General features: G+C 64.3%; 20 protein-coding genes and 1 pseudogene. 9 read left to right on the top strand and 12 right to left on the bottom strand.

What is annotated here, in order from left to right; all coding sequences use genetic code 11:
• The first annotated feature begins 58 nt into the window (after nucleotides 1-58).
• A complete protein-coding gene (locus ACQ5J0_RS11615; protein ID WP_462567652.1) occupies nucleotides 59-409 on the top strand; it encodes a type II toxin-antitoxin system RelE/ParE family toxin in 351 nt (116 codons plus the stop codon).
• The gene (locus tag ACQ5J0_RS11610) at nucleotides 406-699 is read left to right on the top strand and encodes a helix-turn-helix domain-containing protein (protein WP_462567650.1); all 294 of its coding nucleotides are present in this window, start codon (nucleotides 406-408) and stop codon (nucleotides 697-699) included. Before ACQ5J0_RS11615 ends, ACQ5J0_RS11610 begins: the two co-directional genes overlap by 4 nt.
• Here the strand turns inward: ACQ5J0_RS11610 and ACQ5J0_RS11605 are convergent.
• Nucleotides 696-956 carry an HNH endonuclease gene (locus ACQ5J0_RS11605; protein WP_462570101.1) on the bottom strand — a complete coding sequence of 87 codons (261 nt, stop codon included), beginning with the start codon at nucleotides 954-956 and terminating at the stop codon, nucleotides 696-698. The genes ACQ5J0_RS11610 and ACQ5J0_RS11605 overlap by 4 nt on opposite strands.
• 233 nt (nucleotides 957-1189) lie before the next feature.
• Here ACQ5J0_RS11605 and ACQ5J0_RS11600 point away from each other — a divergent pair, with 233 nt between their 5' ends.
• Nucleotides 1190-2131, top strand: a complete 942-nt coding sequence (locus tag ACQ5J0_RS11600) for a hypothetical protein (RefSeq protein ID WP_462567648.1) — start codon at nucleotides 1190-1192, stop codon at nucleotides 2129-2131.
• 36 nt (nucleotides 2132-2167) lie between these two features.
• On the opposite strand, the gene ACQ5J0_RS11595 is transcribed toward ACQ5J0_RS11600, so the two are convergent.
• From ACQ5J0_RS11595 to ACQ5J0_RS11565, 7 genes and pseudogenes are all read right to left on the bottom strand, one after another.
• Nucleotides 2168-2989, bottom strand: coding sequence for a putative phage abortive infection protein (locus ACQ5J0_RS11595; RefSeq protein WP_462567647.1), 822 nt, complete (start codon nucleotides 2987-2989; stop codon nucleotides 2168-2170).
• Between the two features lie 332 nt (nucleotides 2990-3321).
• A pseudogene (locus ACQ5J0_RS11590) lies at nucleotides 3322-3561 on the bottom strand (hypothetical protein); the annotation flags it as partial.
• A 1-nt stretch (nucleotide 3562) separates the two neighbouring features.
• On the bottom strand, nucleotides 3563-3799 hold the full coding sequence (locus tag ACQ5J0_RS11585) for a type II toxin-antitoxin system RelE/ParE family toxin (protein WP_462567645.1): 237 nt from the start codon (nucleotides 3797-3799) through the stop codon (nucleotides 3563-3565).
• Nucleotides 3800-3831: 32 nt separating this feature from the next.
• Nucleotides 3832-4008: a type II toxin-antitoxin system RelB family antitoxin gene (gene relB / locus ACQ5J0_RS11580; protein WP_462567643.1), complete on the bottom strand. Its 177-nt coding sequence runs from the start codon at nucleotides 4006-4008 to the stop codon at nucleotides 3832-3834.
• A gap of 276 nt (nucleotides 4009-4284) precedes the next feature.
• Complete coding sequence (gene lepA / locus ACQ5J0_RS11575) at nucleotides 4285-6102, bottom strand: translation elongation factor 4 (RefSeq protein ID WP_462567641.1); 1818 nt, start codon at nucleotides 6100-6102, stop codon at nucleotides 4285-4287.
• 57 nt (nucleotides 6103-6159) lie between these two features.
• Entirely contained in the window at nucleotides 6160-8376 is a 2217-nt protein-coding gene (locus ACQ5J0_RS11570) for a putative bifunctional diguanylate cyclase/phosphodiesterase (RefSeq protein WP_462567640.1), read from the bottom strand.
• 163 nt (nucleotides 8377-8539) lie between these two features.
• Nucleotides 8540-10714 (bottom strand): EAL domain-containing protein, encoded by a 2175-nt coding sequence (locus ACQ5J0_RS11565; RefSeq protein ID WP_462567639.1) that lies wholly within the window; start codon nucleotides 10712-10714, stop codon nucleotides 8540-8542.
• Nucleotides 10715-10940: 226 nt separating this feature from the next.
• Here ACQ5J0_RS11565 and ACQ5J0_RS11560 point away from each other — a divergent pair, with 226 nt between their 5' ends.
• From ACQ5J0_RS11560 to ACQ5J0_RS11540, 5 genes are all read left to right on the top strand, one after another.
• Nucleotides 10941-12248: an FAD-dependent oxidoreductase gene (locus ACQ5J0_RS11560; RefSeq protein WP_462567637.1), complete on the top strand. Its 1308-nt coding sequence runs from the start codon at nucleotides 10941-10943 to the stop codon at nucleotides 12246-12248.
• 67 nt (nucleotides 12249-12315) lie between these two features.
• Nucleotides 12316-13152: an alpha/beta fold hydrolase gene (locus tag ACQ5J0_RS11555; protein WP_462567636.1), complete on the top strand. Its 837-nt coding sequence runs from the start codon at nucleotides 12316-12318 to the stop codon at nucleotides 13150-13152.
• A 46-nt stretch (nucleotides 13153-13198) separates the two neighbouring features.
• Nucleotides 13199-14719 carry an MFS transporter gene (locus ACQ5J0_RS11550; protein WP_462567635.1) on the top strand — a complete coding sequence of 507 codons (1521 nt, stop codon included), beginning with the start codon at nucleotides 13199-13201 and terminating at the stop codon, nucleotides 14717-14719.
• A 75-nt stretch (nucleotides 14720-14794) separates the two neighbouring features.
• Nucleotides 14795-16546 carry an N-acyl-D-amino-acid deacylase family protein gene (locus ACQ5J0_RS11545; protein ID WP_462567634.1) on the top strand — a complete coding sequence of 584 codons (1752 nt, stop codon included), beginning with the start codon at nucleotides 14795-14797 and terminating at the stop codon, nucleotides 16544-16546.
• Nucleotides 16543-17556 carry a zinc-dependent alcohol dehydrogenase family protein gene (locus tag ACQ5J0_RS11540; protein ID WP_462567633.1) on the top strand — a complete coding sequence of 338 codons (1014 nt, stop codon included), beginning with the start codon at nucleotides 16543-16545 and terminating at the stop codon, nucleotides 17554-17556. The genes ACQ5J0_RS11545 and ACQ5J0_RS11540 overlap by 4 nt, the downstream gene beginning before the upstream one ends.
• Nucleotides 17557-17605: 49 nt before the next feature.
• On the opposite strand, the gene dnaN is transcribed toward ACQ5J0_RS11540, so the two are convergent.
• The 4 genes from dnaN to ACQ5J0_RS11520 form a co-directional block, all read right to left on the bottom strand.
• Nucleotides 17606-18733: a DNA polymerase III subunit beta gene (gene dnaN / locus ACQ5J0_RS11535; RefSeq protein WP_462567632.1), complete on the bottom strand. Its 1128-nt coding sequence runs from the start codon at nucleotides 18731-18733 to the stop codon at nucleotides 17606-17608.
• Nucleotides 18734-18907: 174 nt separating this feature from the next.
• Nucleotides 18908-19660 carry a 3-oxoacyl-ACP reductase FabG gene (fabG, locus tag ACQ5J0_RS11530; RefSeq protein WP_462567631.1) on the bottom strand — a complete coding sequence of 251 codons (753 nt, stop codon included), beginning with the start codon at nucleotides 19658-19660 and terminating at the stop codon, nucleotides 18908-18910.
• Nucleotides 19660-20613 (bottom strand): ACP S-malonyltransferase, encoded by a 954-nt coding sequence (locus tag ACQ5J0_RS11525; protein WP_462567630.1) that lies wholly within the window; start codon nucleotides 20611-20613, stop codon nucleotides 19660-19662. Before ACQ5J0_RS11525 ends, fabG begins: the two co-directional genes overlap by 1 nt.
• 41 nt (nucleotides 20614-20654) lie before the next feature.
• Nucleotides 20655-21482, bottom strand: coding sequence for an LD-carboxypeptidase (locus ACQ5J0_RS11520; protein ID WP_462567629.1), 828 nt, complete (start codon nucleotides 21480-21482; stop codon nucleotides 20655-20657).
• A gap of 67 nt (nucleotides 21483-21549) precedes the next feature.
• Here ACQ5J0_RS11520 and ACQ5J0_RS11515 point away from each other — a divergent pair, with 67 nt between their 5' ends.
• Nucleotides 21550-22977, top strand: a complete 1428-nt coding sequence (locus ACQ5J0_RS11515) for a glutamate ligase domain-containing protein (RefSeq protein ID WP_462567628.1) — start codon at nucleotides 21550-21552, stop codon at nucleotides 22975-22977.
• Nucleotides 22978-22984: the final 7 nt, after the last annotated feature.

The raw sequence follows: 22984 nt of genomic DNA, 5'->3' as shown, positions 1-22984 counted from the left end.
CGGCATTGCCGCATAATTCCCCTTGCGCTTCATACGGCACTGCCGCATCTAGCCGGCAATGGATGACGCACCAGTTCACACGGTGGTCGAGACCAAAGCCTTCACCTCGCGGGCGAAGAAGCTGGGCCTTACCCCGGCCGAACTGGCGGCCATCTACGATGTCTACGCAAGGACGCCCGACTACGGAAAGGTGGTCAGGAAGACCGGCGGCCTGCGCAAGGGCCGCGTCGCGAATGAGGCGACCGGCAAGAGCGGCGGTTACCGCGTGTTCAGCTTCTTCGCCGATCGCGACAATCCGGTTTTCCTCCTCTGGATGCTCGACAAGACCGACGAGGATACGCTGACCGACGAGCAGGAAAAGGCGTTCAAGGCACTGACTGGCGTTTTGAAGAAGGAATTGCGCAGATGAAGGACGAAGATTTCAAGGGGCTGGTCGCCGGGCTGGAGGACGCGATCGCCTTCGTGCAGGGCGACGCCGCCAAGGGCCGCGTCGCCGCTGGCCCCGACGTCAAGGCGATCCGCGCCAAGACCAGGCTCAGCCAGGCGAAATTCGCCGCCAAGCTGCGCCTCCCCGTCGCGACGTTGCAAGACTGGGAGCAAAATCGCCGCTCGCCGGACGCCCCGGCGCGGACGCTGCTGGGGATGGTGGATGCGGACCCGAAGGCGGCGCTGGATTTGATCGAGCGGGCGACGAACTAAAGTTTGAAGCAGTTCTCGCGGTGCCATTTCAGGAACGCCGGATGCGGGCGCTCCGCTTCGCGGCTGGGTGCCACGGCCTTGCGCGTCGGGTTGATAATCGCCTCGATGCTCGCCGGATCATTGACCTGCCGCGACACCATGATGTCGAGATCGTCCGAGAGCCCGATCAACCCCCGGTCGAACATCCAGTGCGCGGTGCCTGAGAGCGCCAGCCCGTTGCGGATGCTGTCGGGTCCGCCGCGCTCGACCGGGCGGATATGCGCGCTTTCGCTCCCTTAAGCCCTCTTAGAAAAGCTTCGAATCCGCCCTCAGGATGGATCACTTTTGCGCTTTGTGACGCATCACGTCATTCTAGTTTTAGATTGCTGAGTACGACGGAAGTGAGAACCCTGTTCCTAGCGGTAAAGCATTGTATTCATAGTCGCGCAGCGTATATCTCTTCATGGAAGACCCCTAATATCCGTACTTCAGTATTTACAGGGAGAATTGAATGAACGATAATAAATACAGCGGTTGGTTTAGGCAGGTTGAAGAATGGCTAGACCGAGAGGGCTATCCACTCGAATACCAATGCGCTTCAGCGTTTCAAGCCGAAGGTCTGCGTGTTTTCCAAGGAACATTTGCGCAAATCCCGAGGGACGGAAACCCGAAACAGATCGACGTTGTAGCAGACGCCACAGTCAGTTGCGGCGAGCGTTTCCTTCGGATCAGTACGGTCGTTGAGTGTTGTTCGTCCGCAGAAAAACCGATCATCATCTTCACCGATCCGTTCGCCCGAATGGCTCCAGAAGCTTGCATAGCACAAACCATTGGGAGCGACATCGGCGATGCCCTAATGTGGCTCTTGCGTGGAGAAGACTCGCTAAAGAGATTAGCGATTTTCGCAACGCCTGAAATCCCTGGATTTACCGGTCGTCAAGCATTTAGCTCAGAAGATACTTTCTATCAGGAAATTGACGACCTAGTCCAAGCCTGTTCTGCTCTCGTGACGGAAGCAGATCGCGCTAAAAAACCCCGTAACTACATTCAAGACTTCGGGTTGGTCACATTTCCGACTATTGTAATCGACAGTAAACTTCTTGAAGCTAGTTACAATTCCTCAACGAGGAGGCTCGAATTAGTGGAAGTTTCTAAATCTAGAATTCACTGGAGGGGTTCTGGGAGTCATCCATTAATTTCGACTATTGATGTCATCACGCTAGAGGCGTTACCAGACTTCGCTAGAGAACGAGCAAGTGACTGCCGGACCTTACTCCCCCATCTCGCCACCCAGCTTGAGGAACTTGTGGAGGCATTCTCAAAGTCAGACCGCCAACTCATCTTTGAAGATCGGGGACCAACAGGCAGGGGCCGCCTCCCGCGGCTCCTAGCATTACTTTTAGATAATGCCGAAGGAGGCGGCATGAACCAGAAGAAAAATACTCGAGCGTGAACGCCGTATCGCTTAATTTGTTCTAATCCAATTTGGTTAGCCCTCACCTATCTCGACTTGCTCCGCAGCCTCTGTTGGCAGATTTTCCATTATCTCGGCGTGATGTGGATTCAGAAGCAATTCGTGAGGTATGTTATCTAAAATATTGTATTTTACTATATATTTTTGAAATTTTATCCCTCTCTCCGTCAATGAATTGTAAAACAAAATTGCCATAGCGTGGTCTGGTATCTGCGAGCGAATTATTCTATTATAATACACCCTTTCAGCATATGGCGATTCATTTAAAAATCGATATATATTGTACAGTGTTCTAAAGTAAGTTGCCAACAAAGGTCGCAACCTATCTAACGCCTGATTCAAGGGTTGATGGGCGCCGATCTGATCTCCATCTTCAGCACCAAGGGCTCCCAATCCAAAGTTCGGATGTGCGATGAGATGATACATAGAAAAGAAAGCTTGTGCTCCCTTTCGAGGTCTGTCCTCAACAGGAGACTGGTACTCAAATTGATCGACAACCTCATTTAAAAATCGCAGAGAGTCGAACAACGTTCTCTCGAAATTTTGGACTTTTATTGCATTTACTTGCTGATCAAGGGCTTGAGCTGAGCGAGCTAGTTCCTCCCTATTTTGCATCATCTCCCCACGCGTAAGCCGAAGTTCGTTACGGCTCAGTCCTAATTCGGTGGTTTGGATGTGAACCGTATACAGAAGCGCCAAAAACGTGAGTGCTGTCAAAATAACGCCTGCTGCACCGGCCATAAAATCACCAAATTCGGACCATTCGGCTGGGCTGAAATGTAGCACCCCAATCAAGTAAAAAAATACTAGTACAAAAATGCTGATAACGGCGGCCATTATGAGATGCCAAGGACGCTTAGGCGGGAGGTCAACATTCATGCTTGTAGCCTATAAAGAATTGTGCGGCAACGCAACTTGTTTTGAATTCAGGCCTACTCAATACGACATGTTACGGAAATCTCGTTATGAGCCAAGAGACTAGTCTTCACGCGCTTTTGGCGGACGCGCGTCCACATGCCGCATAAGGTTGGGGAAAGCGGTCGGCTTACGTAGTGAAGCGAAAAGCTAGCTACCCACGATGCTCGCGTTCCTACTAGCGAACCTCTTGGGCGAGCTTCGCTCCCGCTGGGACACACCGCCTTCGGCGCTCACGCATCCTCAGAGTAAGGCTATTCCTCCCCCATCCGCAACGCCGCGATAAACGCCTCCTGCGGGATCGACACATTGCCCCCGGCCTTCGCCGGGGCAGGCCGCCTACGGCGCTCCCGCATCCGCGCCTTGCCCTTCTTCTGCTTGTCGAGCAGCTTCCTCTTGCGGATGTCGCCGCCGAAGCATTTGCCGGTGACGGGTTTGCGCCGAGCCGCGCTTGGAGGCGCCGGGGTTTCGCGGGCGACCACCTTGCCACTCACCTCACGGATATTGCTGCCGCGCATGAACCACGTTGAGGATCTCGACAGACTCAGCGCCGACCGTATAGATCAGCACATAGTTGGGATGAACCACCGCTTCGCGGGTGCCTGCAAGGCGGCCCCGGCGATAGAGAAACGGATGCTCGCTCAGCCGCTCGGCGCAGGCTTCGATGGCATCCTTGATCTGTTGCGCGGCGGGCGTGTTGCGCTCGGCGATATAGGTGACGATGGCGCGCAAATCCGAGCGGGCCGATTGCCGCCAGATCAGATTCAGCGGGCTTTCCGATCGTCTATGATCTTCTGCACCTCGGCCATGACCGCGTCGTGCGACAGCGGCGGGCGGGTGTCGGCCAGCGAGGCTTCGACCTTCGCGCGCAGCCACTTGTCATAGGCTTCAGCCTGCTCGACGGTCTCGAACTCGGAAACGATGGGCGACAGCTCGTTCATGGCACAGAATATATCGCAATCGGGGAGGATGGCAAAGGGCCTGCTGTGCTCCCCTTCTTCGTGTCTTCGCGTCTTCGCGTGAAACCAAAATCGCTCGCACGCTGCCGGAGTGCCCCTCCACCATCCTGCGGATGGTTCCCCTCCCCGTGCCGGGGAGGAAAGCTACTCCTCCCCCATCCGCAGCGCCGCGATAAACGCCTCCTGCGGAATGCTCACATTCCCCCCGCCTTCGCCGGGGCAGGCCGCCTGCGGCGCTCCCGCATCCTCAGAATGAGGTCACTCCTCCCCCATCCGCAGCGCCGCGATAAACGCCTCCTGAGGAATCGAGACGTTCCCATATTCCCGCATCCGGGCCTTGCCCTTCTTCTGCTTGTCGAGCAGCTTCTTCTTGCGGCTGATGTCGCCGCCGTAGCATTTGGCGGTCACGTCCTTGCGCAGCGCGGCGATGGTTTCGCGGGCGATCACCTTGCCGCCGATCGCGGCCTGGATCGGGATCTTGAACAGGTGGCGCGGGATCAGGTCCTTGAGGCGCTCGCACATGCCGCGGCCGCGTTCCTCGGCGACCGCGCGGTGGACGATCAGGCTGAGCGCGTCGACCGGCTCGTTGTTGACGAGGATGCTCATCTTGACCAGGTCGCCCTCGCGCAGCCCGATCTGCTCGTAGTCGAAGCTGGCGTAGCCGCGGCTGATGCTCTTGAGGCGATCGTAGAAGTCGAACACCACCTCGTTGAGCGGCAGCTCGTAGGTCACCTGCGCGCGGCCGGCCACGTATGTCAGATCGGTCTGGATCCCGCGGCGGTCCTGGCACAGCTTGAGGATCGAGCCGAGATAGTCGTCGGGGGTGTAGATCACCGCCTTGATCCACGGCTCCTCGATCATCTCGATCCGGCTGGGGTCGGGGTAATCGGCCGGATTGTGCAGCTCGATGACCTTGGCATCCTCGTTCTTGGTGTGCCCGAGCGCGATGCGGTAGACCACGCTAGGCGCGGTGGTGATGAGGTCGAGATCGTATTCGCGGGTCAGCCGCTCCTGGATGATCTCCAGATGCAAGAGGCCGAGGAACCCGCAGCGGAAACCGAAGCCAAGCGCGGCAGAGCTTTCCATCTCGTAGGAGAAGCTGGCGTCGTTGAGCCGGAGCTTGCCGATGCTCTCGCGCAGCTTCTCGAACTCGGCGGCGTCGACCGGGAACAGCCCGCAGAACACCACCGGCTGGACTTCCTTGTAGCCCGCCAACGCCTTGACCGCGCCGCCCTTGACCGTGGTGATGGTGTCGCCGACGCGGGCCTGCTCGACCTCCTTGATCTGCGCGGTGATGAAGCCGATCTCGCCCGGGCCCAGCTCGGGCAGCTCGACGCGCTTGGGGGTGAAGGCGCCGACGCGGTCGATCAGGTGCTGCGTGCCGCCCTGCATGAAGCGGACATTGAGGCCCTTCTTGAGCACGCCGTCGATGACGCGCACGAGGATGACCACGCCGAGATAGGGGTCGTACCAGGAGTCGACCAGCATGGCCTTGAGCGGTGCGTCGCGGTCGCCCACGGGGGGCGGGATGCGCTTGACCACGGCTTCGAGCACCTCGGCGATGCCGATCCCGGATTTGGCGCTGGTGAGGACGGCGTCGTCTGCGGGGAGGCCGATGATGTCCTCGATCTCGGCCTTGACCTTGTCGGGGTCGGCGGCGGGGAGGTCGATCTTGTTGATGACGGGGACGATCTCGTGGTCGTGCTCGATCGACTGGTAGACGTTGGCGAGCGTCTGCGCCTCGACCCCTTGCGCGGCGTCGACCACCAGCAGCGCGCCCTCGCAGGCGGCGAGGGAGCGGGAGACCTCATAGGCGAAGTCGACATGGCCGGGCGTGTCCATGAGGTTGAGGTGGTAGGTCTCGCCATCCTCGGCGGTGTAGCGAAGGTTGACCGTCTGGGCCTTGATGGTGATCCCGCGCTCGCGCTCGATGTCCATGTTATCAAGGACTTGCTCGCTCATCTCGCGCAGGGTGAGGCCCCCGCAATGCTGGATCAGCCGGTCGGCGAGCGTGGACTTGCCATGATCGATATGCGCGATGATGGAAAAATTGCGGATCTTGGAAAGGTCGGTCATCGCCCCCGCGCATAGCCGCGCCGGCACCGCGCGCCAAGCGGCAGATTGGGGCGGTGCTCAGTCGCTGCGGAGCGGTTGCGCCGGGGCCTCGTTCGCCAGCTTGAACTGCGGGTAGCTGCGCGGTGCTTCGCCGATGCTCGACTTGCCGGGGGGCAGTGCCTGCAGGGGAGCGCCCGCGGCGGCCAGTTCGTAGGGGCTGACGCGCGCCCGCGTGCACAGCCCGCCTGCGCCGTCGTCGACCAGCGGCTGTTCGAACTCGACTCCCTGGGTGTCGTCCATCGTCCGGGTGACGGTGCAGACCGCCAGCTGCCCCTGCCCGAAGTCGAGCACAAAGGCGGTGCCCACCGGGACGTCGCACAGCCCCTGGATCATCGCCCCGCTGCGCGACAGATTGCGCAGGGTCACCTCGTAATAATGGTCCTCGTGGATCACCCCGACCTTGCGGAACACGGTGCGCCGGGTCGCGCGCTGGCTGCCGCTGTCGGTGGGCGCGAGACGCCATTCGCCGCGCGCGATTTCCTCCAGCACCTGCGGCGCAGCAAGCGCTTCGGAGAACACGAAGCCCTGCGCCCCGGCAACGCCGAGCTTCTTCAATTCTTCCAGCAGTCCGAGCGCATGGACCCCGGTCGCATGCGTCTCCATCCCGAGCGCCTCGGCCAGCGCGGCGATCGCGCGGACCATCCCCATATCGCCATGCTCGTGGCGAACCGAGCTCTCGAAAAAGCCCGCGCCGAGCTTGACCGCGGTGAACGGCGCCCGGCGCAGATAGCCGAGCGAGGTGAAGCCGGTGCCGAACTCGTCGAGCGTCAGCCGCACCCCGAGCTTGAACAGCGCGGACAGCGCGGTGTCGACTGCCACGGGATCACCCTGGAGGATCGATTCGCGCAGTTCGAGTTCGAGCCGCGCGGGATCCAGCCCCGTCTGCTCGAGCACTTCGGCCACCATCGCGGCAAAACCGTTGGCGAAGAACTGGACCGTGGAGATAGTGACCGCCACGCGCAAGCTCGCCGGCCAGCCGAGCGCATCCTCGCAGGCCTTGCGCAAGGCCCATTCGCCGATCGGGACGATCAACCGGCTGCCCTCGGCGACCGGAAGGAAGGTCTCCGGGGTGACCCGGCCGCGTTCCTCGTCCTGCCAGCAATATTGCGCCTCGAGCCCGACGACGCGGTTGTCCGCCAGCGCGACCTGCGGCTGGTATTCGAGCGAGAAATGCCCGCTCTCGAGCGCCTGCGCCAGATCCTCTTCCATCCGCTTGCGCAGCCGCGCTTCATGTTCGAGATCGGCGGCGTAGAAGCGGAACTGGCCGCGCCCGCCGTTCTTCGAGGCGTAGAGCGCCAGATCCGCGGCGCGGGTCAGTTCGTCGCGCTCGACCCCGTCGTATGGAGCAATCGCGATTCCCACCGAACAGCCGATGGTGCAGCGTCCCTCCTCGACCGAATAGGGCTGCGAGATCATGGCGATGATCTTCTTCGCGAGCTCCCCCAGTTCGCCGCGGTCGTCCATATCGGGGATCAGCAGCTGGAATTCGTCGCCCCCCAGCCGGCCGATCTCGCCGCGCCCCGCTACCACCGCCCGGAGGCGCTCGGCGACCTGCTGGAGCAGCTGGTCGCCCGCCGCATGGCCGAGCGTGTCGTTGACCTGCTTGAAACGGTCGAGATCGAGCATCAGGATCGCCGCCTGCCGTTTGGCGGCGCGGAAAGCCGCCAGGGTGGAGTCGATCCGCTGCTCCATCCGGTGGCGGTTCGCCAGCCCCGTCAGCGAGTCGAACCGGGCCAGCCGCGCCGCCTCTTCCTCGCCGCGGAATTCTTCGGTGATGTCGAATCCGGTGCCGCGGAAACCGAGGAACTCGCCCAGGCCGTCGTAATGCGGCTTGCCCGACAGGCGCAGCACCAGATCGACCGAGTCCCGGACCGACCGCACGGTGAGGTTGGCGAAGGATTTGCGCGTTGCCAGCTTGAGCCCGAGCGAACGGCCGTCGGCCTCGCCATCCGCGGGCACGAAATGCGCCTGCAGCGGATCGCCCAGCAGCTCATCGGAAGCGAGCCCGAACATGACCGGGATCGACGGACTGAGGTAGGCGATGCGGCCCCGCGGATCGGTGGACCAGAACAGGCTGGCGCCGCTGGCTTCGAGCTGTTCGACGAGCGCGAGCTTCTCGTGATCGACCAAAGCGACCGGTCCGGGACCGGCCACGCCGTCTGCCGCAGCCTCCACGGACGAGGGGACGGCGCTCTGGCGTGTCTTGAACAATTCGGAAAAGGGGATCGCCCCCATGGTCCGTCAGCCTTCCTGCGATGTAACTCGGGTGCTCGCGGGGTCTCTTCGAACCGGCTTTCAGGCTATCAACGAGCCATGCTGGAAGTAAGCGCCAATGGTTAGCTTTTCGCTAAGGCACTCCCCGTTCAGGGCGCCCGATCAGGCCATTCAGAGCGCGCGATCAGGCGGCGTGACGTGTACCCGTGATCGCCCGGGGGGGACCGACTTCGACCTCGACGAATTTGCGCTCGAGGGCATCGACCGGCTTCTGCTCGCCGAACAGCATGGTGTAGGCATCCTGCGGCAGAGCCGCGAGAGGCCGGCCCGCGGCCTCGATCTCGTAGGGCGAGACACGGTGACGCGTGCACCAGCCCTCGGCGCCGTCGCTGATCAACGGATTTTCGAACTCCACCCCCTGGACCGCCCCGCGCGAGCGGCGCACCGTGGCGACCGCGAGCTGGCCGCCGCCCAGATCGAGCACGCATTCCGTACCGAGCGGGACTTCTGCCAGGCCTTCGATCATGGCTCCTGTCTTCGACAGATTGCGCATGACCGCGCGGTATCGGCAGTCCTCGATGATCACCCCGATCCGGCGGAAAACGGTGCGACGATCCGCACGGTATTTCTCCGGCCCGCGCGCTTCGTATTCGAGCGAATTGCTTTCGAGCCGCGCAAGGACCTCGTCATTGGGCATGGCGGCGGAGAAGATATAGCCCTGGACATGGCTTGCCCCGCGCTGCTTGACCAGTTCGAGTTCGTCCTTGGTCTCGACCCCCTCGGCCACCGTCTGCATGCCCAGCGCCTCGGCCAGGCCGACGATAGCGCTCATGATCGCGCGGTTGTTGTTGCCGGACTCGGTGGCGCCGCGCACGAAGCTCTGGTCGATCTTGATCTTGTCGAACGGCGCGGTGCGCAGATAGCTGAGCGAGGAATAGCCGGTGCCGAAATCGTCGAGCGCCAGCCTGACGCCGATTGCCTTGAGCTCCTCGAACATCCGCTGGGTTCGCCCGGTGTCGCCGAGGAATACCGATTCGGTGATTTCCAGCTCGAGCCGGTTGGGGTCGAGACCGGTGCTTTTGAGCACCCGCTCGACGATGGCAGAAAAATCGTCGTGGACGAACTGGATCGCCGAGACATTGACCGCGACGCGCAGCGGTACCGGCCAGGCAGCGGCATCGCGGCACACCCGTTCCAGCGCCCAATCGCCCAGCGCCTTGATCTCGTTGATCTCCTCGGCAACTGGAATGAACTCGGCGGGCGGGATATTGCCCTTGTCGGGGTGCTCCCAGCGCATCAGCGCCTCGAAGCACGACACCTTGTTGGTGTTGACGTCGATGATCGGCTGGTAATGCATCGCCATCTCGTCCTTGACGAGTGCGTCGCGCAGATCTTCCTCGACCTGGCGGCGGTGATTGGCACCGTCCTTGAGATCGCTCGAATAGAAGCGGTACTTGCCCCGCCCGCTCCCCTTCGCAGCATAGAGCGCCAGATCGGCGGCCTTCACGATCTCCTCGGAGTCAAGGCCGTCGTAGGGCGCAATGGCCACGCCGATCGAAGTCCCGACGATCGCGCGCAGGCCGTTGATCGAATAGGGCTGCGAGAGCATCTGGATCAGCTGGCTGCTGAGATCGCCGAGCACTCCGCGATCGTCGATATCGGGGAGCATGATCTGGAACTCGTCGCCCCCGACCCGGCCGATGTCGCCCATATGGCCGACCATCTGCTGCAGCCGCGCCGCAAACTGCTTGAGCAATTCGTCGCCCGCCGGATGACCCAGCGTATCGTTGACCTGCTTGAAGCGGTCGAGATCGAGCATCATCAGAGCGCAGCACTGCTTCGAGTTGCGGTAGGACTTGAGCGTCTTGTCGAGCCGCATCTCCATGCGGCGACGGTTCGACAGGCCGGTGAGCGAATCGAACTGCGCCATGCGCTCCGCATCGCGCTGCTTCTCGCGGCTCGAAGTGATGTTCTTCGCACTGCCGCGGTAACCGGTAAATTCGCCCGCATCGTCGTGCTGCGGCTTGCCGGCGATCTCCCAGAAGGTGGTCTCTTGGGCGCGTTTGACCGATACCGGCAGTTCGGAGATCGAATTGCGCGCGCCGAGCAGGAAAGCGAGCGGGCGACCCTCGCGCTCGTCGGCGCCGTCGGTATCGGTGGTGAACAACTCGGTCAGCGGTGTGCCGATGATATCCTCGGGCGCCCAGCCATGCGCTTCGCAGGCGGAGCGGGTCAGATAGGTCAGCCGGCCATTGGCATCGGTCGCCCAGAACCAGCCGAGACCGGCCTTTTCGAAAGTGTCGAGCAGTTCGAGCCGGCGCACGGCATCATCGTTCGCGATGGGAACGACCTGCTGCATCGCCCCCGCCCCGTCGTTCGCTCCTGCATTGCGTGAAACACGCGAGAAAAAACCGCCCATGGCCATCTGCCAAGGCCTCCTGATTTGTCTGCTGCCGGTCGCGAACCGTTGTTCTTGAGACCCGCCCTAATCGCTAATTCTTGACGAATGCATAACCATGCGCAGCGCGCCGTTGCGCTTGCCAGCGGCTGGCCGCGGGGCCATGTTCGCGAGCGGAGGGTCGAGCATGCGCCATATTGCGATCATCGGTTCGGGACCTGCCGGCTACTACACGGCGGAAGCGGCCCAGAAGCGCTGGGGCGACGCGGTCCGGGTCGATATCTTCGACCGACTGCCGGTGCCCTTCGGCCTCATCCGGACCGGCGTGGCGCCCGACCATCAGTCGATCAAGGGCGTCGCGCGCCGCTACGAAAAAACCGCGCTCACCGATCATGTCCGCTTCGTCGGTAATGTCGCCGTCGGCGAACACGTCAGCGTGGGCGAATTGCAGGCGCTCTACGATGCGGTGATCCTGGCAACCGGCGCGCCCGAAGACCGCCCGCTGGGACTCAAGGGCGACGACCTCGCCAATGTCTTCGGCAGCGCCGCCTTCGTCGGCTGGTACAACGGCCATCCGCAATTCGCTGGTCTCGATCCCGATCTGTCGGGCAGGCACGCGGTGGTGATCGGCATGGGCAATGTCGCGCTCGATGTGACGCGGATCCTGGCCAAGACCCAACGCGAGTTCACGGCTTCGGACATCGTTGCGCATGCGCTCGATCGGCTCAGGGCGAGCGGGATAGAGACCATCACCATTCTGGGTCGCCGCGGGCCGCACAATATCATGATGACCCCAAGGGAACTGGGCGAGCTGGGCGAGCTCGAACGCGCCATTCCCCTGGTCGACCCGGCCGATCTGCCGCCGATCGACGAAGACGCCATCCTCGAACCCGGACTGCGCAAATCGGTGACGCATTTGCGCAGCTTCGCGGCGTTTCCGGAAAGCGCGCGCAAGGCGAAACCGATCGCCATCCATTTCGATTTCTACGCCAGTCCAAAAGCCCTGCTGGGCGAAGACGGCAAGGTCCGCGCGGTGCAGGTCGAGCGCACCGCAGTCATGGGCGGGCGCCCGATCGGTACCGGCGAAATCTACGAGCTGCCGGCCGATCTGGTGGTGAGCTGCATCGGCTATCGCACCACCCCCATCCCCGATGTCCCCTTCGACGAGCGCGGCGGCCACTTCTCCAACGAGGATGGCCGCATCGCCCCCGGCCTGTATTGCGTCGGCTGGGCCAAGCGCGGCCCTTCGGGCACGATCGGGACCAACCGGCCCGATGGTTATGCGGTGGTGGATCTGGTCGCTGCGGATATCGGCGGCGGCGCAGACAAGCGGGGGCGCGAAGGCTTCGACGAGCTGGCCGAAGCGCGCGGGCTCGAGGTGGTCACCTTCAGCGACTGGAAGAAAATCGAGGAGGCCGAGATCGCCGCCGCGCGCGAAGGCTCGCCGCGTGAGAAATTCGTCGATATCGCCAGCATGATTGCCGCGCGCGACTGATTGGTCGATGGGGCCGCATGAACCCGCAAGACAGGAACCCCGCGTGCCCAGATCCCGGACGAAACCCATGACCGCCACCATCGAGATGGTCGAGGCTGGCGGCCGTAGCCTGCGCGTGGCGCATTGGCGGCTGGGCGAACCTTCCGATCACCCGCCGCTCCTGTTCTTCAACGGCATCGGCGCGAATATCGAGGCGGTCTCCGCGCTTGCCGAGCGGCTGACCGAGCGCGGATTCGTGATGTTCGACATGCCGGGCACCGGCGAAAGCCCCGATCCTTCGGTACCCTACAACCCCGCCACCATCAGCTGGACCGCGACCCGGGTCCTCGACCGGCTGGGGCTGGATGAGGTCGACGTGATGGGGATCAGCTGGGGCGGCGCGATCGCGCAGCAATTTGCGCTCCAGCACCCCGGGCGCACGCGCCGCCTCGTGCTGGTCGCGACCACCGCCGGTATGCCGATGGTGCCGGGCGACCCTGCCATTCTGAGCAAGATGGTCGATCCGGGCCGCTACGCCGATCCCGACTTCATGAACGAGCTGTTCCTGTCGCTCTACGGGGATATGGCCAGGCGCCCGGGCAGCAAGGCCGAGCATATCGGCAGGCTCACCCCGCCCTCCCCGGTTGGCTTTGCCTATCAACTGCTCGCCATGGTGGGCTGGAGCAGCCTCCCCGCACTGCCTCTCCTCGACAAGGAGGTGCTGATCATGATGGGCGCCGACGACAATCTCGTCGCACCGATCAATGGCCGGATCCTCGCCGCCGCGATCCGCAACTCGCGGCTGGAGATCGTCGAGGGCGGCGGGCACCTGTTCCTGTTGACGCATGGCGACGAAAGCGTAGCCTGTCTGCGCGCGTTCCTCGACGCCCCGGATACCGAGGCGGAGCGGCAGCGCGCGGCATAAGCCAAGGCACGGCGGCTCAACGCCGGCCAAGATCGTTGGGAGTTCGATGGAGTCAGCGCAGCCGGATCCGCTTGTCAGGCCGATCTCGAGTCAATTCCCTCCCGCTCCCCAGACAGGCTCCCGCGCCGCCCATGGCGAAGGCGGCGCGCTCGACCGGCCCGGCTTCGCCTGGGCGGTGTTCGAATGGGCGCGCAATCCCTATTACATCCTGATCGTCATCTATGTCTTCGCGCCCTATTTCGCGCGCGACATCATCGGCGCGGACCTGCTCGCGAGCGGGGTGCTCGACGATCTCGATCCCGAGACCGCGCTCGCCACCGCCAATGCGCAGGGGCAGGCGACGATCGCCTCGGTCACCAAATGGGCGGGCATGATCGCCGCGCTCACCGCCCCCTTCCTCGGCGCCGCGCTCGACCGCGGCGGGCGGCTCAAGCCCGTCCTCGCGGTCGCGCTCACCACGATCGCGATAAGCTCGAGCCTGCTGTGGTTCGCCATGCCGGGCGGCCAGGGCCTGCCGATCCCGGCGATCATGGCGCTGCTGGTGATCGCCTATGTCGCCTTCACCTATTCGGAGGTCACGCACAACGCGATGCTCAGCGTCGCGGGGCGACCCGACCGCCTGTCGATGATCTCGGGGCTCGGCCTCGGGCTCGGCAATCTGGCGGCGACGCTGATCTTCATCGCGCTGGTGGTGCTGTTCGTCCTTCCCGCGCTGACCGGCTGGCCCTTCGCCGCGCCGCTGTTCGGGATCGATATCGGCGCATTCGAGCACATGCGGCTCGCCGGCCCGATCTGCGGCGTGTGGCTGGCTGTGTTCTCGATCTACTTCTTCCGTCACGCCAAAGACCCCGGCGTGCCCGGTGCGAGCTGGCGCAAGGCGCTGGTCGACGGCGCCCGAAGCGTGCTGCGAACCCTGCGCGAGGCGGCCAAATACCGCGAGCTGATGAAATTCCTGGTCGCCCGCATGTTCTATGCCGATGCGATGGCGGCGCTGCTGGCGCTGGGCGCGGTCTATGTCGCGCTGTTCCTGGGCTGGGGCTTCCTCGAGATGCTCTGCTACGCGATCTTCGCCTCGGCCTGCGCCTTCTGCGGCGGCCTCTTCGGCGGCTGGCTCGACACGCGCATCGGGGTCAAGCGCGCGCTGGTGGTCGAGATCGCCGCGATGATGCTGGCCCTCAGCGCGCAACTCAGCATCACCCGCGACAGCCTCGGCTTCGGGCTGATCGAGAACTATACCGTCTGGGACGGGCTGGCATTCCAGACCTTGTCCGATATCGTCTATCTCTCGCTCATCAGCGTGGTCGCGGTGGCCGCCACCGCGAGCCTCTCCTCGAGCCGCTCGATGCTGGTCACGCTGGCTCCGCCCGGGCGCAGCGGCGAGTTCTTCGGGCTCTACGCCATCGCCGGGACGATCACCGTGTGGATGGGGCCGCTGCTGGTCCAGTATTTCACGCTGTGGTTCACCGACCAGCGGATCGGCATGGCCTCGATCTCGATCCTGTTCCTGATCGGGCTGACCATGCTGCTGTTCGTCCGGATGCCCGAGCGCGGGAGCAGCACGGCCTGACCTAGCGCCGGCGACAAGCGTCTGGACTCATCGGTTGCAATGTGGAACCTTCCTCCGCGGAGAGAGGAGCACAATATGCCCGCATTCGACCTGATAATTCGCAACGGCACCATCGTCGATGGCACCGGGGACAAGAGCTTTACCGGAGACATCGCCATCAGGGACGGCCTGATCGCGCAGGTCGGCACGGTGACCGGCGACGCCGCCGAGGAAATCGACGCAAGCGGCCATCTGGTCACCCCGGGCTTCGTCGACATCCACACGCATTACGACGGCCAGGCGACCTGGGACCAGGAAATGGCACCCTCGAGCTGGCACGGGGTCACCACCGTGGTGATGGGCAATTGCGGGGTCGGCTTCGCGCCCGCGCGGCGCGACCAGCACGAATGGCTGATCGGTCTGATGGAAGGGGTCGAGGATATCCCCGGCACCGCGCTGGCCGAAGGCATGACCTGGAAGTGGGAAAGCTTCCCCGAATATCTCGACGCGCTCGAGGAACTGCCGCGCACGGTCGATGTCGCAACCCATGTCCCGCATGGCGCGGTGCGCGCCTATGTGCTGGGCGAGCGCGAGCGGCCCGGCGCGGTCCCCACCGCCGACGACATCGCGCGGATGGCGCAGATCGTCGAGGAAGGCGTGCGCGCCGGGGCGCTGGGCTTTTCGACCAGTCGCACCGTGATCCACCGCGATATCGATGGCGAGGTCGTGCCCGGCACCACCGCCACCGCAGAGGAACTGATCGAAATCGGGCGCGCGATGGGCCGCGCCGGGCACGGCGTGTTCGAAATGGCCAGCGACATGAAGCGCGAGTGGGACGAATTCGGCTGGATGGGCAAGATGAGCCGCGAAACCGGCCTCCCCGTCACCTTCGCCGCGCTGCAATCGATCGCCAAGGAAATGCCGCTCGACGAGCAGATCGCCGCGATGCGCGCCGAGAACGACAATGGCGCCAATATCGTCGCGCAGATCGCACTGCGCGGCAACGGCATCGTGATGGCGTGGCAGGGCACGGTCCACCCGTTCCGCTTCCGCCCCAGCTTCCAGGCGATCGAGGCCCTCCCCTGGGAGGAGCAGCGCGCGAAGCTGCTCGACCTCGAATTCAAGGCGCAGATGCTGTCCGAGCAGAACGACCTCTCGCAGGTCAATCAGGACATTCTGCCGTTGGTGATGGTGGTCTGCGGCGGCTGGGCGATGCAGTATCAGATGGATCCGGATTTCGATTACGAACCCCAGCCCGACGAAAGCATCGCGGCGCGCGCGGAAGCCGCCGGTAAATCGGGTGAGGAATACGCCTACGATCTGCTGTGCAGCGACGAGGGCAAGGGCTTCATCTATCTGCCGATCCTCAATTACGCCGATGGCAATCTCGACTTCCTCGAGACGCTCCAGCAGGATTCCGACACGGTCAATTCGCTCTCCGACGGCGGTGCGCATTGCGGGACGATCTGCGACGCCGCCTCGCCGACCTTCATGCTCCAGCACTGGGTCCGCGACCGGGCGCGCGGGACGATCGGACTGGAGAACGCCATCAAGCGCCAATGCGCCGACACTGCGCGGCTTTACGGGCTCGAGGATCGCGGCATCATCGCGCCCGGCTATCTCGCGGATCTCAACATCATTGATTTCGAGCGCTTGAAGCTGGGTAAACCCTGGCTCGCCTTCGACCTGCCCGCGGGCGGCAAGCGGCTGCTCCAGAAGGCCGACGGTTATGTCGCCACCATCAAGAACGGCGCAGTCACCTTCCGCGAGGGCGCATGGACCGGCGCCACGCCCGGCGGGCTGATCCGCGGTCCGCAGCGGGTCGAACTGGCGGAGGCCGCCGAATGAAGGCCATCCGCACCGGCGCGACGCCCTCCACGCTCGAAGCGCTAGAATATGTCGATATCGCCGAGGCAAGGGCCCCCGGCCCCGGCGAAATCACGGTAGACTTGAAAGCCAGCTCGCTGAATTACCACGATTATGCGGTGGTCAGGGGCATGATCCCGTCCCCGCAGGGCCGCATCCCCATGTCCGACGGTGCAGGCGAGGTCACCGCGGTGGGCGACGGCGTGACCGAGTTTTCGGTCGGCGATGCCGTGGTCAGCACCTTCTTCCCCGAATGGCTCGACGGCGCGCCGCTCAGGTCCGCCTTTACCGGCGTTCCGGGCGACGGGATCGATGGCTATGCGCGCGAGAGCGTGACCGCGTCGGCCGCGTCCTTCACCCGCGCCCCGGCCGGCTTCTCGCATGCCGAGGCTGCGACGCTGACCTGCGCGGGCGTGACCGCCTGGCGCGCGCTGTTTGTCGACTATTCGCTCAAGCCGGGCGACACCGTGCTGGTGCAGGGCACCGGCGGGGTCTCGATCTTCGCGCTGCAGCTGGCCAAGGCGGCGGGCGCGACGGTGATTGCCACCAGTTCCTCCGACGAAAAGCTCGAGCGGGTGAAAGAACTCGGCGCCGATCATCTGATCAATTACAAAGAGGTCGAGGCCTGGGGCCCCAAGGCACTGGAACTGACCGGCGGGCGCGGCGTCGACTGCGTCGTCGAGATCGGCGGCGCGGGCACGCTCGACCAGTCGATGCTGGCCACCAGGGTCGGCGGCCATGTCGCGCTGCTCGGGGTGCTGGCCGGGATGGCCGGCCCGGTCCAGACCGCGCTGCTGTTCTCGAAAAACCTGAAGGTTCAGGGGCTCACGGTGGGCAGCCGGGCAATGCAGCTCGATCTGATCGCCGCGATCGAAGCCAATGGCATCCGCCCCGTCATCAGCGACACCTTCGCGCTCGATGACCTTGCCGACGCCTTCCACCATCAGGAAGCCAACCGCCACTTCGGCAAGATCTCGGTGGCTATCGGCTAGCAGTTCCGATGGGAAAACCCGGCGAAGCGCTGCTTCGCCGGGTCGGGGATCACACCCGCATCGGCATCAGCACGTAAAGCGCGGGCGCGTCTTCGCTCTTGCGGATCAGCGTCGGCGCGCCGGCATCGGCGAGATGGAGTTCGACCGTATCGCTGTCGATCTGGCTGAGGATATCCTTCAGATAGCCGGCGTTGAAGCCGATCTCGAACGGCTCGGAGGAATATTCCGCCGACAGTTCCTCGGCCGCGGTGCCGTTGTCGGGGCTGGTGACGGTGAGCGTCACCTTGTCCTTCTCGAGCCCCATCTTGACCGCACGGGTCTTCTCGGTGGCGATGGTCGCGACGCGGTCGACGCCCTGGAAGAAGCTGCGCGGATCGACCCTGAGCAGCTTGTCGTTGCCGGTCGGGATCACCCGGCTGTAATCGGGGAAGGTGCCGTCGATCAGCTTGCTGGTCAGCACCACCCCGCCGGTGCCGCCGAAGGTGAAGCGGATCTTGCTCGCCGAAAGGTCGATCTGGACGTCGCTATCCATCGCTTCCTCGAGCAGCTTGCGCAGTTCGGCGACGGCTTTGCGCGGGACGATCACATCGGGCATGCCCTCGGCGCCCTCGGGGCGCGGCAGGGTGAAGCGCGCGAGGCGGTGGCCGTCGGTGGCGGCGGCCTTGAGCACCGGCTGGTCCTCGTCCGAGACGTGCAGGAAGATACCGTTGAGGTAGTAGCGCGTTTCCTCGGTCGAGATCGCGAAGCGGGTGCGGTCGATCATTTCGGCCAGCACCTTGGCGGGGAGCGCGAAGCTGGTCGGAAGGTCGCCTTCGACGATCATCGGGAAATCGTCGCGCGGGAGCGTCGGCAGCTTGAAGCGGCTGCGCCCGGCCTTGACCTCCATCCGGTTTTCCGCGGTTTCGAGGCTGACCTGACTGCCTTCGGGCAGCTTGCGGGCGATGTCGAACAGCAGATGCGCCGAGACGGTGATCGCGCCGGGATCGTCGACGCTGGCGGCGGCCATATGCTCGACCACCTGCAGGTCGAGATCGGTCGCCATGACCTTGAGCGAGCTGTCGCTGCCCGCTTCGATGAGCACGTTCGAGAGGATCGGGATCGTATTGCGTCGTTCCACGACCGACTGGACGTGGGAGAGGCAGCGCAGCAGCGTCGCGCGTTCGATGGTGGCCTTCATGGTATCGACTATCGTCCCTCTGAAGGGCGCAGGACAGGCCGGAATCGCCCCACCAGCGCCGGAATATGTCAGCGCGACCTTAGCGGGGCTGCCAGACCGGGCAAGGTTCAACCGCTAATGCGCGGTATTGCTTGGGGATAAAGCGAGTGAAACCAGCCCCGCGGGCCCGAGCACTCAGCCCAGCATCGCCATCCCGCCGTTCACATGCAGCGTCTGCCCGGTGACGTAGCTCGCCTCGTCGCTGGCGAGATAGGCCACCGCCGCGCCGATATCCTCGCCCTCGCCCATCCGGCCCATCGGGATCCGCGCGTTGAGCGCCTCCTTCTGCGCTTCGGGCAGTTCGCCGGTCATCGCGGTGCGGATGAAGCCCGGCGCGACGCAATTGACGGTCACCCCGCGGCTGGCGAGTTCCTGCGCCAGGCTCTTGGACATGCCCGTCAGCCCGGCCTTGGCGGCGGCGTAGTTCATCTGGCCGGGATTGCCGGTGGTGCCGACCACGCTGGTGATCGAGACGATCCGGCCGTGGCGCGCCTTCATCATCGGCCGCGCGGCGGCGCGCATCAGCCGGAAGGAGGCTTCGAGGTTGATCTTGATGACCTCGTCCCACTCCTCGTCCTTCATCCGCAGCGCCAGATTGTCGCGGGTGATCCCGGCGTTGTTGACCAGAATGTCGATCTTGCCGAGCGTGTCGATGGTGGCGGGGACCAGTTCCTCGACCTGCGTGGTGTCCGCGAGGTTGCAGGTGATCTCGACATGATCGCCGCCGACCTCCTCGATCAACTGCTCGCGAAATGTGCGCAGCTTGCTGCCGTTGGAGCCCGACAGCGCCAGCCGCGCCCCCTGCCGCGCCAGTGCATAGGCGATCGACGAGCCGATCCCGCCGCTGGCACCGGTGACGAGGGCGGTTTTTCCTTCGAGACTGAACATCACGAGCACTCCTTTGCAAAAGCTTCGAGGTCGGCCATCGTCACTAGGCTGGTGACCCGCGCCTCGGGGGCGATCCGCCCAACCATCGGGCCGAGCACCTTGCCGCCCAGTTCGACGAAATATTCCACCCCGTCGGCGTGCATGGCAAGCACGCTTTCGCGCCAGCGGACGCGGCCGGTGACCTGTTGCACGAGCAAATCGCGTTCCTCCCGCGGGTCGGTCACCCGCGTGGCGGTGACGTTGGCGTAGAGGGGCAACGCGAAACCCTGCGGCGGGGTGCGCTCGAGCGCCTGCGCCATCCGCTCGGCCGCGGGCTGCATCAGCGAGCAGTGGAACGGTGCCGAAACCGGCAGCTTGATCCCGCGCTTGATGCCGTGGTCCTTGGCCAGCGCGATCGCGCGCTCGATCGCCTCGGCGTGGCCCGAGATGACAACCTGCGTGGGGTCGTTGTCATTGGCGATCTCGCAGACTTCGCGACTGTTTGTAGGGGTGATGGCTGCAGCTTCGGCGAGCGCGGTGGCCTTGTCGATATCGGCGCCGAGCAATGCGGCCATCGCACCGATGCCCACCGGCACCGCCTCCTGCATCGCCTGACCGCGCAGCTTGAGCAGACGCGCGGTGTCGCCCAGCGTGAAGGCGTTGATCGCGCACAGCGCGGTGTATTCGCCCAGCGAATGGCCCGCGACGCAGGCGGCCTTCTCGGCCAGCTCGACCCCGAATTCGCGCTCAAGCACCCGCAAGGTGGCGATGGCATTAGCCATGATCGCGGGCTGGGCGTTGGCGGTCAGCGTCAGCTGGTCTTCGAGGCCTTCGCGCATGATCGCGGAGAGCTTCTGCGCCAGCGCGTCGTCGACCTCCTCGAAGACCTCGCGCGCATGCGGACTGGCCTCGGCCAGATCGACGCCCATGCCGATCTTCTGGCTCCCCTGGCCGGGAAAAATGAATGCTCTCATGCCGGTTCTCCTCTGGGAGTGCTCCTCTGGGGGCAAGGCCCCTATGCGGCGCCCGCCGGTTCGACAAGGCCGAAGGGGACAATCCGGTTGTCCGCGCTATGCCCGATCTGCGCGCGGCCGAGATAGGGAATGCCCGAGCGGCTGCACCAGTCCTCGACGATTGCCACCACATCGGCGCCGAAGGGGCGATCGTTCTCGGGCACCTTGGAAACCTCGCCCAGCCGGATGCCCGCGATGTCGTGAAGGTGCTGGGTCACATGGAACATCATCCGGTCGATCGCATAGAGATGCTCGGCGACTTCCTCGATCATCACCACATGGCCCGCCAGCGGCGGCATGAACTCGGTGCCGACCAGCATGGCCAGCGTCATCAGGTTGAAGGCAACCACCGGCTCGTTGCCGATGCTCTCTTCTTTTCCGGAAGGATCGCCCGCCAGCCAATCGAGCGCACGCCGAACGGCGGCTTCACCGCCCTCGCGCTTGCAATCGACCGGCATGGGCGCGTGCACCGGCCGCCCGATCCCAGCGCGATAAAGCGCACCCAGCAACGTGCCGCAATCCGAATAGCCCAGATAACTCTTGGCCGCCGCGTGCTCGTTCATGCCCGCCAGCGCGTCCCGGGCGATCCGGTTCGAGCCGTAGCCCCCCTTGGCGAACCACACTGCGTCGAAGCCGGGATCGTTGGCGCATTCGAGCAGCGCAGCCAGCCGCACCGCATCCGATCCGGCGAAGTGCCCCTCGGTGGCGAAGCATTGCTCATGGAAGCTCAGTTGGAGCTGCGGGTAGCCCTCCGCCGCCAGCGCCGTGACCAGCTGGGCGAGCTTGCGCTTGATCGGGGTGGCGGGGGCGCAGATGGCGATGCGTCTCATCGCGCACCGCTCTAGCGCGCTTGTCACCGCTTGTCATTGCCGGCACAACCCAATAGCGGATCGCGGAATGAACGACTTTCCTACCCCCGACGAACTGCTGACCCGCCCCTTTTTCTTCGTCGGCATCGGCGGATCGGGGATGCTGCCGCTGGCGCAAATCCTGCGCGGGCGTGGCGCCATTGTTGCTGGATCGGACCGCAGTTTCGACCAGGGCCATTCGCCCGAAAAATTCGCCGCTCTGGAGCGACAGGGCTTCACGCTCCACCCGCAGGACGGCAGCGGAATCGTCTCGCGCGACCAGATCGTTGTCGCCTCCGCCGCCGTGGAAGACACGGTGCCCGAGATCGCCCGCGCGAAGGATTTCGAGTGCCTGCGCCTCACCCGCGCCGAGCTCAATTCGATCCTGTTCAACACCAGCGGCGCGGGGCTGGCGGTCGCGGGGACCAGCGGCAAGTCCACCGTCACCGGGATGCTGGGCTGGATTCTCCACGCGACGGGCCGCGAGCCGACCATCATGAACGGCGCGGTGATGACCAATTTCGTCTCGCCCGAGCGCCCCTTCGCCAGCGCGGTGGTGGGCGGGCAAAGCCTCTATGTCAGCGAGGTCGACGAAAGCGACGGCTCAATCGCGCTTTACCGCCCCGCGGTTGGCGTACTGCTCAACGTCAGCCTCGATCACAAGAGCATGGAGGAATTGCGCCAGCTGTTCGGCGACTATCTGGCGCGCAGCCGGATCGCGGTGGTCAACGCCGACGATGCCGAAGCGCTCGCGCTGCTGCCGCATGCGCGCGAGGCGATTACCTTCGGGATCGATCAGGCGAAGGCGCAAATCGGCGTGGTGCCCGGCTCGATCGCCGAGGGGCCGATGCGCCAGGCCGCGCTGGTGGTGGATCGTCACGACGGGGGCGAGCATGCGCTGCGGCTGGGCCTGCCGGGACGGCACAATCTCTCCAACGCGCTCGCAGCGGTCGCGGCGGCTGCGGCGGCGGGAGTTCCGGTCGCAGCGGCGGTAGAAGCGCTGGCCGGCTTCGACGGTCTGTCGCGCCGCTTCGAACTGATCGGCGTGTCGGCAAACGGCATCACCGTGATCGACGATTTCGGCCACAATCCGGAAAAATGCGCGGCGACTCTGCGCACGCTGAAGGCCCACCAGGGGCGCATACTCGCCTTCTTCCAGCCGCATGGCTACGGACCGCTGCGACAGATGGGCGACGAACTGGCCGAAACATTCGCGAACCTGCTCGACGGAGAAGATCGCGTGATCCTGAGCGATCCGGTCTATTTCGGCGGCACGGTCGATCGCAGCGAGGGCAGCGAGCGGATCGTCCGGCTGATCGAGCAGGCGGGCGGCGCAGCGGAGCACATCCCGCAGCGCGCCGATGTCGGCGACCGGTTGGCGCAAATCGCGCGGCCGGGCGACCGGATCGTGGTCATGGGCGCACGCGACGATACGCTCTCGGGGTTCGCACGCGAACTCTACCAGCGGTTGGCCTGAGCCCCGC

This window comes from Qipengyuania sp. SM2512 (genome assembly GCF_054954005.1).
Note: the sequence above shows the minus strand (reverse complement) of the source record. Positions and strands in the feature narration are given on the sequence as shown.